Here is a 13,027-nt window from a genome sequence, read left to right as displayed (position 1 = left end):
TTCCTCAATTAAACTACGCCAGCGCGCAGCATATCGTGCATATGTAACACACCCAGCAACTGGTCACCATCAGCAACCATCACGCAAGTGATGTGTTTGTCCTGCATTAAATTCAGCGCATCCACCGCCAGCAGTGAAGGACGCACGCGGATACCACCTGTCGTCATCACGTCCGCGATCGACGCCGTATTGATGTTGACGCCCATATCAAAGATGCGTCGTAAATCGCCATCGGTAAAAATCCCTTCGATTTTCATCAAATCGTTGCAGATAACTGTCATGCCCAGATTTTTACGGGTAATTTCCAGCAACGCATCCCGCAACGAGGCCTCACGACTGACGTGCGGAATTTCATCTCCGGTGTGCATGATATCGCTGACGCGCAGTAACAGCTTGCGACCCAGTGCTCCGCCAGGATGCGACAACGCAAAATCCTCCGGTGTGAAGCCACGCGCTTCCAGCAGCGCAACGGCCAGCGCATCGCCCATGACCAGCACTGCGGTGGTGCTGCTGGTCGGTGCCAGCCCCAGCGGGCAGGCTTCTTTCGGCACTTTTACACAAAGGTGAACATCCGCCGCTTTTCCCATCGTGCTTTCAGGGTTAGACGTCATGCAGATGAGTGTAATGCTCAGGCGTTTGAGCACCGGAATCAGCCCCAGAATTTCATGGGCTTCACCGGAATTGGAAATCAGAATGACGACATCCTGCTTCGACACCATGCCCAGATCACCGTGGCTGGCTTCGCCGGGATGCACAAAGAATGCCGGTGTGCCGGTACTGGCAAAGGTGGCGGCCATCTTGCGGCCGATGTGGCCGGATTTGCCCATGCCCATGACGATGACTTTGCCGCTGCAGGCGAAGATTTTTTCGCAGGCGCGGGTAAAATCACCATTAATGTATTGATCTAACTGCTCAAGTCCTTCACGTTCTGTTTTCAGCACATCACGTCCGACGGCCTGAAAATCAAAACCGGGAGCGAAGGTATCATTAGCCATAGTTGGTCCCTGACAGAGTTCAGAAGGCAATGCTGTCCGGTAACAGGAACAGCATTGCCATATAGGCGATAAATCCACACAGCAATAATGCACCGGCTACATGGCCGATACGGTGTTTGCGCATCAGGCATAGCCCGGAAAGCACCACGCTGACCGCCAGCATGACCCAATAATCGCGATGAAACGCGTCCGGGTTGAACGAACCTGGTGCTACCAGCGCGGGTAATCCCAGCACCAGGCAGGTATTAAAAATGTTTGCGCCGATGATATTACCCAGCGCAATGTCATCTTCGCCTTTAATTGCGCCGGCGATAAAGGTCGCCAGTTCCGGCAGACTGGTGCCGATAGCAATGACCGTCAGGCCAATCACCAGTTCGCTGACACCCAGATAACGCGCGATGACGGTACTGTTATCCACGATCATGCCCGATGCCAGCGGCATGATGATAAAGCCCAGCGCCAGCCACAAAAAAGCGACCGTATTACTGCTGTCTTGCGGAAGTTCGGACATTTGTTCGTAGGTCAGCGTATCCAGCCCTTCTTTTTCGGCGGCGCGGGCGATTTTTATCACCAGCATCATGAACACGCCTGCACTGGCCAGCAGCAAAACGCCATCAAACCGGCTCAGTTCTCCGTCACTTAGCAGAAAACCACACAGCGCTGTGACCAGTAACAATAAGGGGAGTTCGCGGCGTAATATATCAGAACGAACGGAAAGTGGATGAATCAGGGCGGCACCGCCCAAAATCAGAAGAATATTAATGATATTCGAACCAATTGCGTTTCCGACGGCCAAATCCATCTGATCGTTGATGGCGGCGGTAGTGGAAACGACCAGTTCAGGGAGGGATATTCCGACACCGACGACAGTCATACCAATCACCAGCGGGGAGATGCCCAACGAGCGTGCCAGCACTGCGGCTCCGTACACCAGACGATCAGCGGCATAAACTAACAGTAACAAGCCGACAATCATCAGTACGATAGCGAGAAGCATGAAACATCCTTTATTGGGTATAATACGAGGTTCGTTGCCCATGCGGGCAGGCGATTCCTTCGTCAACATGAGCTAAGGCAACATTTTGTCTGAAAACAATGCCAGCGGGTTCCTGTATGTTAGACGATGAAGGCTTTTATTTTAAAATGGTAATTCGTTGATTTTGACCGTCTGTGGCAGAAAAGTAAATCGATGGCAACTTTGGTAACGAAACCGGGGTAAGTTTTTGTAAAAATACCAAAGTTATACGATACCCTGTGCGTGTCAGACGTATTCTTAGCGAAAGCATTCCGAAGGGAAAAACTGAATGAGTCAAAGCGAATCGAATCTGGTTGAGATCAAAGGCATGAGTTTTGTGCGCGGCGATCGTCCCATTTTCGAAGAGATAAATATGACAGTGCCGCGTGGCAAAGTCACTGCAATCATGGGGCCTTCGGGGATCGGTAAAACCACCTTGCTGCGTCTGATTGGCGGACAACTTACGCCCGACAGCGGTGAAATCTGGTTCGATGGCGACAACATTCCGACATTGTCCCGTCGCAAATTGTACGAATCGCGCAAGAAAATGAGTATGTTGTTTCAGTCCGGTGCATTGTTTACTGACCTGACTGTGTTCGAAAATGTGGCGTTCCCGCTGCGTGAACACAGCCAATTACCGGAAGAATTACTGCGCAGTACGGTGACCATGAAACTGGAAGCGGTCGGGTTACGCGGTGCCGGTGACCTGATGCCTGCTGAATTGTCTGGCGGTATGGCAAGACGTGTCGCACTGGCGCGTGCGATTGCCCTCGACCCTGAACTGATCATGTTCGATGAGCCTTTTGTGGGACAGGATCCGATCACCATGGGCGTTCTGGTCAAACTCATTGATGAACTGAACCATGCGCTGGGTGTGACGTGCATTGTGGTTTCCCATGACGTGCCTGAAGTGCTAAGTATTGCTGATTACGCCTATATTGTGGCCGCGCAGCATGTGATTGCCGAAGGCACACCTGAGGAGCTGCAAAATAATCCTGATCCGCGTGTTCGTCAGTTCCTTGACGGTATTGCCGATGGACCGGTGCCTTTCCGTTTCCCGGCCGGTGATTACAAAACCGAGTTGCTCGGATGATGGAGTTATCTGCTTATGTTAACTAAGGCACTCGCCTCAGTCGGACGTCGCGGGATAAATACCTGTGCGTCTTTTGGTCGTGCCGGACTGATGCTCTTTCGGGCATTGGTCGGTAAGCCGCAATTTGCCAAACAATGGCCGCTGCTGATCAAGCAGCTTTACAGCGTTGGCGTACTGTCCCTGCTGATTATCCTCGTTTCCGGTTTGTTTATCGGCATGGTGCTTGGCTTGCAGGGGTATCTGATTTTAACCACCTACAGCGCTGAGGCCAGCCTCGGTATGATGGTGGCGCTCTCTTTACTGCGTGAACTTGGGCCGGTGGTGACTGCTCTGCTGTTCGCCGGTCGTGCGGGTTCCGCGCTGACCGCTGAACTGGGACTGATGAAAGCCACCGAGCAAATTTCCAGCCTGGAGATGATGGCTATCGATCCGCTGCGCCGCGTTGTGGCACCGCGTTTCTGGGCCGGTCTGATTTCCATGCCTTTGCTGACGGCGATTTTCGTTGCCGTCGGAATTTGGGGTGGTTCGCTGGTGGGTGTTGACTGGAAAGGCATTGACAGCGGTTTCTTCTGGTCAGCCATGCAAACTGCCGTAGACTGGCGGACTGACCTGCTTAACTGCCTGATTAAAAGCCTTGTTTTCGCTATCACCGTGACCTGGATTGCGTTGTTCAATGGCTATGATGCGATACCGACGTCCGAAGGGATTAGCCGGGCAACGACACGTACTGTGGTGCATTCGTCACTGGCGGTGCTGGGATTGGATTTTGTGCTGACAGCACTGATGTTTGGAAATTAAACCATGCAAACGAAAAAGAGTGAAATCTGGGTAGGCGCGTTTTTAATCATCGCATTGATTGCGGTGATCTTCCTGTGTCTTAAAGTGGCCGACATCCGCTCCATCGGCTCCGACCCGACTTACCGTATTTCTGCGGACTTCGACAATATCGGTGGCCTGAAAAGTGGTTCGCCGGTCAAAGTCGGCGGCGTGGTGATCGGCCGCGTCAGCAGCATAACGCTTGATAAAAATTATTCTCCACGGGTAGAAATGGATATCGACCAGAAATACAACCAGATCCCGAGCACCAGTACGCTGGCGATCCGCACGTCTGGTCTGCTGGGCGAGCAATTTTTGGCATTGAATATTGGTTTTGAAGACCCTGAAATGGGAACGACTATCCTTAAGAACGGTGGCGTTATTCAGGACACTAAATCAGCGCTGGTTCTCGAAGACCTGATTGGCCAGTTCCTTTATAAGAGTGGTGACGGCAAGGCTGACCCTGACGCAACGGCGGCTCCTGCAGCGCCTGAAGGGACTGCTGCACCGGACGCTAATACGGCGCCACAGCCGGTTGCCCATTAATAATTTGCCATCACGGATTCTCCACAAAAGAGGAAATAAGTATGTTTAAACGTTTAGTGATCGCTGCTCTGCTGGTGGTTATGGCTCCGCTGGCGAATGCCGCCGTGGACAAAACCAATCCTTACAGCGTGATGAATGAAGCGGCGAACAAAACCTTCACCCGCCTTAAAACCGAACAGCCGAAAATCAAGCAGGATCCTAACTATCTGCGCCAGATTGTTCGTGAAGAATTGCTGCCGTATGTGCAAATCAAATACGCGGGTGCGCTGGTGTTAGGTCGCTATTACCAACAGGCGACGCCTGCACAACGCGAGGCTTACTTTGCCGCGTTCTCTGAATACCTGCAACAGGCTTACGGCCAGGCACTGGCGATGTACAACGGTCAGAGCTATACGGTGCAGCCTGAGCAGTCCTACGCGGGTAAAGACATCATTGCTATTCGTGTCACGATTACCGATCCGAATGGCCGTCCTCCGGTTCGTCTGGATTTCCAGTGGCGTAAAAACAGCCGCACGGGTGAATGGCAGGCTTATGACATGATCGCCGAAGGCGTCAGCATGATTTCGACCAAACAGAACGAGTGGGCAGATATCTTGCGCCAGAAAGGTATTGATGGTCTGACTGCGCGTCTGAAACAAGCCGCTGCTCAGCCGATCACGCTGGATAAACAACAATGAGTGACGCCCTGCGCTGGGAATCGCAGCCGCCGCGACTGATGTTGCACGGTGAGTTAGATCGCGAAACGCTGGTAGCATTCTGGGATGTACGCAAAAAGCTGATGCCCGGCGTGACCTGTCTGGATGTCTCCGGGCTGGAGCGTGTGGATTCTTCTGGCCTGGCTTTCCTGGTGCATTTACGCGAGGAAGCCAGTCAGCAGGGGATCACGCTGACCATTGCGGGCATCACTGACAGGCTGAGAACACTGATTGCCTTGTATAACCTTCAGGACATTATTCCGTCGGACACTACGGGCTGCTCTGTTGAATAAATAGTTGAGCAGTTCCCGTGAGTTAGGCCGCGGGAGGTGGATAGTTACCTGAATGTCCATAAAGCCCCTGTGCGAAACTCTTCGTCAGGGGCTTTTTCGTGGTTTAAGAATTGCGCCGATCCCTATAAGATATCGGGCTGTTATGATTATTCAGAAGAATAGATCCCTATGGAAACGAGTGAAATTAAAGACGTGCTGATGAACGCATTGGCGCTGGACGAAGCCCACATTACTGGCGATGGCAGTCATTTTCAGGCCATTGTCGTTGGTGCGATGTTTGATGGCATGAGCCGCGTGAAAAAACAGCAGACCGTTTACGCACCGCTGATGGAATACATCGCCGACAATCGAATCCACGCACTGTCTATCAAGGCTTATACCCCTGAAGAATGGGCGCGTGACCGTAAACTGAGCGGTTTATAAGACTGCCGGAGTTCCGGCAGCTTCCTCATATCTGACTTGTCGTTTTAATCAATAGAGAGCAGTCATAATGGATAAATTTCGTGTACAGGGTGGGACTCGCCTGAGCGGTGAAGTTACTATCTCTGGTGCAAAAAATGCCGCACTTCCTATTTTGTTTGCCGCACTGCTTGCTGAAGAACCTGTTGAACTCCAGAACGTTCCTCACCTGAAAGATATCGACACCACCATCAAACTCCTGAGCCAGTTGGGCACCAAAATCGAACGCAACGGTTCTGTTTTCGTGGACGCCAGCGCGGTGAATGAGTTTTGTGCGCCGTATGACCTGGTGAAAACCATGCGTGCTTCCATCTGGGCGCTTGGCCCGCTGGTGGCGCGTTTCGGTCGCGGTGAAGTCTCCTTGCCGGGCGGCTGTGCTATCGGCGCTCGTCCCGTTGACCTGCACATTACCGGTCTGGAACAGCTGGGCGCGACCATTGTTCTGGAAGAAGGTTATGTGAAAGCTTCTGTCGATGGTCGCCTGAAAGGCGCGCACATCGTGATGGATAAAGTCAGCGTGGGCGCGACCGTTACCATCATGAGCGCAGCGACATTGGCTGAAGGCACCACCATTATTGAAAACGCCGCCCGTGAGCCGGAAATCGTCGATACCGCGAATTTCCTGAATACGCTGGGCGCAAAAATTACCGGTGCGGGCACCGATAAAATCACCATCGAAGGCGTCGCACGTCTGGGTGGCGGTGTTTACCGTGTGGTTCCTGATCGTATTGAAACCGGCACCTTCCTGGTGGCGGCGGCGATTTCTGGTGGCAAGATTACCTGCCGCGAAGCCCGTCCTGATACGCTGGATGCCGTACTGGCAAAACTGCGTGAAGCCGGTGCCGATATCGAAGTGGGCGAAGACTGGATCAGCCTCGACATGCAGGGTAAACGCGCTAAAGCGGTCAACTTCCGTACCGCGCCACATCCGGGCTTCCCGACTGACATGCAGGCGCAGTTCAGCTTGCTGAATCTGGTGGCAGAAGGTACCGGTGTTATCACCGAAACCATCTTCGAAAACCGTTTCATGCATATTCCTGAGCTGATTCGTATGGGGGCACACGCGGAAATCGAAGGCAGCACCCTGATTTGCCATGGCGTTGAAAAACTGTCCGGCGCTCAGGTGATGGCGACCGATTTACGGGCTTCCGCAAGTCTGGTTCTGGCGGGTTGTATTGCCGAGGGTGTGACCGTGGTTGACCGTATTTATCACATCGATCGTGGCTACGAGCGTATCGAAGATAAACTGCGTCAGCTGGGTGCGAAAATCGAGCGCTTTAAAGGCGAGTGATGCGTAACGCCTGATGCAATAAAAAAGCCGGAAGGGGAAACCTTTCCGGCTTTTTCGTTTCTGTATTCAGCAGTTGTCAGTGATCGGGATATTCCTGCACGGTGACCTGTAAGGTCAGCTTCTGCCCATTACGCATGATCTCCACCGGAATAACTGTTCCCGGACGTACTTCTGCGACCTGATCCATTGTCTCAATAGCGGAAATAGCCGGTTTGTTATTGACGTTAACAATCACGTCTCTGACCTGTATGCCAGCATTTGCCGCCGGGCCATTTGGCGTGACTTCGTTCACCACAATCCCCTGAATATGATCAAGTCCGCTGTTCGGCCCGTGCAGAGGAGAAACCTCGCGCCCGCTGATACCGATATAACCACGAATAACCCGACCATCACGAATCAGCTTGCCCATGACTTTTGTCGCCAGCGCGGTCGGGATGGCAAAACCAATACCTTCCGGCGTGGCGCCATCATTGCTTTGGTCAAAGGACAATGTGTTAATCCCCATCAGCTCACCCAGTGAATTCACCAGTGCACCGCCGGAGTTTCCCTGGTTGATCGACGCATCGGTTTGCAGAAAATTCTGGCGTCCTGACGGACTGAGGCCAATGCGACCGGTGGCGCTGATAATGCCCTGCGTGACCGTCTGACCGAGGTTATACGGGTTACCAATCGCCATCACAACATCACCGACATGCGGAGTACGATGTGGATTAATCGGGATCACCGGCAGATTTCCGGCGTTGATTTTCAGCACGGCCAGGTCAGTCAGGCTGTCAGAGCCGACCAGCAAGGCTTCAAATACGCGGCCATCCTGTAATGCGACGATGATCTGATCGGCATTATTGATCACATGTTTGTTGGTGAGGATATAACCATTGTCGTTCATGATCACACCGGAACCCAGTGTGCGGATGGCCAGTTCGTTTTGTGAACTGTTACCCATGTTGCGGTTATAAACGTTCACCACTGCCGGAGCAGCATGACGGACGCCTGAGTTATAGCTGACGGGTTCTTCGCTGTTCTGGGTGAAGTTTCGGTCAAATAACGGTTCTGTGATGTTTTTACGCAACATAGGTACCGCCGCCAGCAAAATGCCAGCAACAATCAGGCCGATAACAGCGGATCTCAATAGCTTAACAAACATGGGTGTATAGGGTGCGAGATAAAAAGTGAGGGAAGAATAGCATGAGTTAATCGGACGCAGCAGCACCTGCGTCCGATTTTCAACGCTTTACGGCATGAATAAGTAGATATTTTGTCCTTTACGCAAGATGCTCAGCGCGATCAGGTCCGGTTTGCTTTCCAGTATTTTGCGGAAGGCGGCCAGATTTTCGAGCGGCACACGGTTTACACCGATAATCACATCATCTTTTTCCAGGCCGATTTGGTCAGCAGGCGTGCCTTTTTTCACGTCATCGACATGCACACCTTTGGCGTTTTTATCCGCCGGATCACTGAGCGTGACACCCTGCAAGGCCGGATTGAGTTTCTCAATGCTGACTTCCACCGCCGGACTTTTATCCAACGTGACGTTGACAGTCATCGGTTTACCCTCGCGCAGCAAACCAATCTGCATGGTGACACCCGGACCGGCGGAGCCGACTTTTGCGCGTAACTCAGCAAAGCTGCTCAATGTTTTACCCTGGAGGGAAATCAGTACGTCGCCCGGTTTAATACCGGCTTTCGCCGCCGCAGAATCCGGCAACACTTCATTGACGAAAGCGCCACGCTGGCTGTCAAGTTTGAATGCCTGCGCCAGTTCCGGCGTCATTTCGCTGCCGCGGATCCCCAGCAGGCCGCGTTTCACTTCGCCGAACTCAATCAACTGATGGCTGAGATTCTTCGCCATGTTCGCCGGGATGGCAAAACCGATACCGACACTGCCACCCTGAGAGGATATGATGGCGGTGTTAATCCCAATCAGCTCACCTTTCAGATCGAGCAGGGCGCCGCCGGAGTTACCGCGGTTAATCGATGCATCGGTCTGAATAAAGTTTTCCAGCCCCTCAAGGTTCAGGCCGCTGCGACCAAGAGCAGAAACGATGCCGGAGGTCACGGTCTGGCCGAGCCCAAACGGGTTGCCCACGGCGACGGCAAAATCACCTACACGCAGGTTATCGGAATCGGCCATGGTAATTTGTGTCAGATTTTTAGCATCAATCAGCTGGATCACCGCGATATCGGACTGATCGTCTTTGCCGATGAGCCTGGCTTTATATTCACGGCCATCGTTCAGCTGAACGTTGATTTTATCTGCATTGTTCACCACATGATTGTTGGTGAGCACGTAGCCTTTGGCGGCATCGATAATCACGCCTGAACCTAGCCCTTCAAAAGGTTGCGGCCCCGGACTGGGTTCCTGATCCTGTTGACCGAAGAAGAATTTGTATTCTGGTGGTACATCCGCACTTGGCGGCTGGGTACCGGAAACCTGAACGCCCACGACGGCAGGCAACACTTTTTCCAGCATCGGTGCCAGACTTGGCAAAGGTTGTCCCTGAACTTCCGTAGGTAAAGCAGCATTCGCCATAGGCGCAGAAGCGAAAGTTAATCCAAGGCTAACAGCTAACACACTGAGCAAAAATGACTTTTTCTTCATCACGATAACTCTCTCGCTTTCTGTAATGGACGTCAGTTATGGACAATAGAACGGTGATTTACAACACGGGAAGGGTCTGGAGAACGGCACACGTACAGGACATGTGCCGTAAATTTACCTGCATCACGATTGTCATGCAGGTCAGGGGCGTCTGTTATTTACGAACCGGACGCTCGCCACGCAGCAGACCGGACGCGCCATCAGAATAATCACGTGGCATTTGTACCGGTACCTGATCGTTATCGGCTTCAGAACCGGTCAGGCGGTAGCTGAACGGATTATCCTGCTCAGGCATATCGGGCAGCAAATTATTGGAGCTTTTAGCCATGTGCTGATAAAGCTGACGGTAATCGGTCGCCATATTATCGAGCAACTCTGCGCTGCGGGCAAAATGCCCCACCAGCTCCTGACGGTATTCGTCGAGTTCGGCTTTGCTTTTCTCCAGTTCGTTTTTCATGACTTGTTGATCACGTAATTTACGATTACCAAAGCGCATCGCTACCGCACCAATCGCGATACCGACCACTAATCCAATGAGTGCATACTCCCAGGTCATAATGACTCCTATTTTGACTTCGTTGTCCCGCAGGGCTTTTTCACGTAACTTTTATGACTTAACTTTTTTACACAATGGTTTTAACGTAATTGTCACACGCATTCGTCATGCAATAGCTCCACTATAACCGTTAACCTTGTCAGAGTGGAATCCTGCGGGGAAAATCGCTGCCGTCTGTTGGTTTTTTCATACACAGACAGCCGGGAAAAGCGGCGAACCCACAGCAAAAAAGCAGCTAAACGACGTGAAAAACATAAAATTTTTTTCTCAGGGACGTTAACGAAGATGCAATCTCAATCACCCCTTTTCATTTATCAGAACGCTGTGGATGCCGGTGAGTTCCAGGCGGATACCGTTCAGAAACAGGCTGTCGCACAGCTTGATGTGATCTATCAGGCGTTGTCCGCACAGCCTGCAACAATACCTCAGACAGCCAGTCGTGGCGGATTGCTGGGCCGTTTGTTTGCAAAAAGCCCGCAGAAAACCCCGTTGCGACCGGTTCAGGGGCTGTATATGTGGGGCGGAGTGGGGCGCGGCAAAACCTGGCTGATGGATTTGTTTTTTCACAGTCTGCCCGGTGAGCGTAAACTTCGCCTGCATTTTCACCGCTTTATGTTGCGCGTCCATGAAGAACTGGCGCAGCTCCAGGGACAGCAAGATCCGCTGGAAGTGATTGCTGACCGCTTCAAAGCGGAAACAGACGTACTCTGTTTCGACGAGTTCTTTGTTTCGGATATCACCGATGCGATGCTGCTGGCAACGTTGCTGCAGGCGCTGTTTGCCCGCGGGATTACGTTGATTGCCACGTCGAACATTCCGCCGGACTTGCTGTACCGTAACGGCCTGCAACGTGCGCGTTTCCTGCCCGCGATTGATCTGATTAAAGAATATTGCGATGTGCTGAATGTGGATGCTGGCATTGACTACCGTCTGCGTACGCTGACACAAGCCAATTTATGGCTGACGCCTGCCGGATCTGAAACTGCTGACGCGATGCATTCTATGCTGGGAAAACTGACCGGCAATCACAGCGGCGCGGAGGCAGGTGAAAGACCGTTACTGGAAGTGAATCATCGTCCGTTGCAGGCCATTGCCGCCGTTGACGGCGTACTGGCGGTGGAATTCCATACCTTATGTGAAGAGGCGCGCAGCCAGCTCGATTATATTGCGCTGTCGAAAATCTATCACAGCGTACTGCTGCACAATGTGCCGGTGATGGGGGCAGACAGTGAGAACGCTGCCCGGCGTTTTCTGGCGCTGGTCGATGAATTCTATGAGCGCCATGTAAAACTGGTGATTTCTGCCGCCGTGCCGATGTTTGAAATCTATCAGGGCGAACGGCTGAAATTCGAATATCAGCGTTGTCTCTCGCGTCTGCAGGAGATGCAGAGCGAGGAATACCTCAGGCGGGCGCACCTGCCGTGATTTTTAACTGATTATTATTTGTTCAGTCTGTGGTATAAGAAGACGCAGTAAAGCCTGCATGGCGAACCCTCAGAAGGTGTTGAGGGAAATCTTCCTTTTTGTCGAAAAAGGGTTCGATCTTTGCAGGAGACTTCTCTATAATCTTGCGACCCCACGTTACTACAAAGTTTTTTTCCCGAAACTTTATAAGTGCCAGCATTGGCTATTCGAAGGGGTAGGTTTGCTGGACGATGGTCGTGTGAACCTCAAATACTTATTTTATAAACAAGTAAGCGTTCGGGTGTTCGCCAACGTGTAACTTTAATTGGGTAAGCTTTTAATGAAAACTTTTACAGCTAAACCGGAAACCGTACAACGTGACTGGTTCGTAGTTGACGCTACCGGCAAGACCTTAGGTCGCCTGGCCACTGAACTGGCCCGCCGTCTGCGTGGCAAACATAAAGCGGAATACACTCCGCACGTTGATACTGGTGATTACATCATCGTTCTGAACGCAGAAAAAGTTGCTGTCACTGGCAACAAGCGTAATGACAAGATTTATTACCATCACACCGGTCACATCGGTGGTATCAAGCAAGCGACCTTTGAAGAGATGATCGCTCGCCGTCCTGAACGCGTGATCGAGCTCGCGGTTAAAGGCATGTTGCCAAAGGGCCCGTTGGGTCGTGCAATGTACCGTAAAATGAAAGTTTACGCGGGTAACGAGCACACTCATGCGGCGCAACAACCGCAAGTTCTTGACATTTAATTCGGGATTATAGGCAATGGCTGAAAATCAATACTACGGCACTGGTCGCCGCAAAAGCTCCGCCGCTCGTGTTTTCATCAAACCGGGTAGTGGTAACATCGTAATTAACCAGCGTAGCCTGGAACAGTACTTTGGTCGTGAAACTGCCCGCATGGTAGTTCGTCAACCACTGGAACTGGTCGGCATGGTTGAGAAATTCGACCTGTACATCACCGTTAAAGGTGGTGGTATCTCCGGTCAAGCTGGTGCTATCCGTCACGGTATTACCCGTGCACTGATGGAATATGACGAAAATCTTCGTGGCGAACTGCGTAAAGCTGGTTTCGTTACTCGTGATGCTCGTCAGGTTGAACGTAAGAAAGTCGGTCTGCGTAAAGCACGTCGTCGTCCTCAGTTCTCCAAACGTTAATTTTCTGCTGCTTCTGCAGCACAGTGCTTCGGCACGAAAATCAGCGTCAAAAACCCGGTGTTTCACCGGGTTTTTTTATGCCTTTTG

General features: G+C 51.9%; 15 protein-coding genes. 10 read left to right on the top strand and 5 right to left on the bottom strand.

Annotated features, from left to right (window positions below; all coding sequences use genetic code 11):
* Positions 1 to 8: 8 nt before the first annotated feature.
* Positions 9 to 995: an arabinose-5-phosphate isomerase KdsD gene (kdsD, locus tag RAHAQ2_RS19605; RefSeq protein ID WP_015698893.1), complete on the bottom strand. Its 987-nt coding sequence runs from the start codon at positions 993 to 995 to the stop codon at positions 9 to 11.
* A 19-nt stretch (positions 996 to 1,014) separates the two neighbouring features.
* The gene (locus RAHAQ2_RS19600; RefSeq protein ID WP_015698892.1) at positions 1,015 to 1,992 is read right to left on the bottom strand and encodes a calcium/sodium antiporter; all 978 of its coding nucleotides are present in this window, start codon (positions 1,990 to 1,992) and stop codon (positions 1,015 to 1,017) included.
* Positions 1,993 to 2,299: 307 nt separating this feature from the next.
* Here RAHAQ2_RS19600 and mlaF point away from each other — a divergent pair, with 307 nt between their 5' ends.
* The 7 genes from mlaF (at position 2,300) to murA (ending at position 7,203) form a co-directional block, all read left to right on the top strand.
* Complete coding sequence (gene mlaF, locus RAHAQ2_RS19595; RefSeq protein ID WP_015698891.1) at positions 2,300 to 3,103, top strand: phospholipid ABC transporter ATP-binding protein MlaF; 804 nt, start codon at positions 2,300 to 2,302, stop codon at positions 3,101 to 3,103.
* A gap of 15 nt (positions 3,104 to 3,118) precedes the next feature.
* Positions 3,119 to 3,901 (top strand): lipid asymmetry maintenance ABC transporter permease subunit MlaE, encoded by a 783-nt coding sequence (gene mlaE / locus RAHAQ2_RS19590; RefSeq protein ID WP_015698890.1) that lies wholly within the window; start codon positions 3,119 to 3,121, stop codon positions 3,899 to 3,901.
* A 3-nt stretch (positions 3,902 to 3,904) separates the two neighbouring features.
* Complete coding sequence (gene mlaD / locus RAHAQ2_RS19585) at positions 3,905 to 4,465, top strand: outer membrane lipid asymmetry maintenance protein MlaD (protein WP_015698889.1); 561 nt, start codon at positions 3,905 to 3,907, stop codon at positions 4,463 to 4,465.
* 41 nt (positions 4,466 to 4,506) lie between these two features.
* Complete coding sequence (gene mlaC / locus RAHAQ2_RS19580; protein WP_015698888.1) at positions 4,507 to 5,142, top strand: phospholipid-binding protein MlaC; 636 nt, start codon at positions 4,507 to 4,509, stop codon at positions 5,140 to 5,142.
* Positions 5,139 to 5,453, top strand: a complete 315-nt coding sequence (mlaB, locus tag RAHAQ2_RS19575) for a lipid asymmetry maintenance protein MlaB (protein WP_015698887.1) — start codon at positions 5,139 to 5,141, stop codon at positions 5,451 to 5,453. The genes mlaC and mlaB overlap by 4 nt, the downstream gene beginning before the upstream one ends.
* A 168-nt stretch (positions 5,454 to 5,621) precedes the next feature.
* Complete coding sequence (gene ibaG, locus RAHAQ2_RS19570) at positions 5,622 to 5,876, top strand: BolA family iron metabolism protein IbaG (protein ID WP_013577246.1); 255 nt, start codon at positions 5,622 to 5,624, stop codon at positions 5,874 to 5,876.
* A 67-nt stretch (positions 5,877 to 5,943) separates the two neighbouring features.
* Entirely contained in the window at positions 5,944 to 7,203 is a 1,260-nt protein-coding gene (murA, locus tag RAHAQ2_RS19565) for a UDP-N-acetylglucosamine 1-carboxyvinyltransferase (RefSeq protein WP_015698886.1), read from the top strand.
* 76 nt (positions 7,204 to 7,279) lie between these two features.
* Here the strand turns inward: murA and degS are convergent, their stop codons facing one another.
* The 3 genes from degS to zapG all read right to left on the bottom strand — a co-directional run bounded on the left by degS (position 7,280) and on the right by zapG (position 10,358).
* Positions 7,280 to 8,347 carry an outer membrane-stress sensor serine endopeptidase DegS gene (gene degS / locus RAHAQ2_RS19560; protein ID WP_037040435.1) on the bottom strand — a complete coding sequence of 356 codons (1,068 nt, stop codon included), beginning with the start codon at positions 8,345 to 8,347 and terminating at the stop codon, positions 7,280 to 7,282.
* Between the two features lie 87 nt (positions 8,348 to 8,434).
* On the bottom strand, positions 8,435 to 9,802 hold the full coding sequence (gene degQ, locus RAHAQ2_RS19555; protein WP_015698884.1) for a serine endoprotease DegQ: 1,368 nt from the start codon (positions 9,800 to 9,802) through the stop codon (positions 8,435 to 8,437).
* Positions 9,803 to 9,956: 154 nt separating this feature from the next.
* The gene (gene zapG, locus RAHAQ2_RS19550) at positions 9,957 to 10,358 is read right to left on the bottom strand and encodes a Z-ring associated protein ZapG (RefSeq protein WP_015698883.1); all 402 of its coding nucleotides are present in this window, start codon (positions 10,356 to 10,358) and stop codon (positions 9,957 to 9,959) included.
* Positions 10,359 to 10,643: 285 nt separating this feature from the next.
* Here zapG and zapE point away from each other — a divergent pair, with 285 nt between their 5' ends.
* From zapE to rpsI, 3 genes are all read left to right on the top strand, one after another.
* Positions 10,644 to 11,783, top strand: coding sequence for a cell division protein ZapE (gene zapE / locus RAHAQ2_RS19545; protein ID WP_015698882.1), 1,140 nt, complete (start codon positions 10,644 to 10,646; stop codon positions 11,781 to 11,783).
* A 319-nt stretch (positions 11,784 to 12,102) separates the two neighbouring features.
* Positions 12,103 to 12,531 carry a 50S ribosomal protein L13 gene (gene rplM, locus RAHAQ2_RS19535; RefSeq protein ID WP_013577239.1) on the top strand — a complete coding sequence of 143 codons (429 nt, stop codon included), beginning with the start codon at positions 12,103 to 12,105 and terminating at the stop codon, positions 12,529 to 12,531.
* Positions 12,532 to 12,547: 16 nt separating this feature from the next.
* Entirely contained in the window at positions 12,548 to 12,940 is a 393-nt protein-coding gene (gene rpsI / locus RAHAQ2_RS19530) for a 30S ribosomal protein S9 (protein WP_015698881.1), read from the top strand.
* Positions 12,941 to 13,027: the final 87 nt, after the last annotated feature.

The sequence above is a fragment of the Rahnella aquatilis CIP 78.65 = ATCC 33071 genome (assembly GCF_000241955.1).
GTDB classification, from domain to species: domain Bacteria; phylum Pseudomonadota; class Gammaproteobacteria; order Enterobacterales; family Enterobacteriaceae; genus Rahnella; species Rahnella aquatilis.
This window is presented reverse-complemented; position numbering and strand designations above follow the sequence as displayed.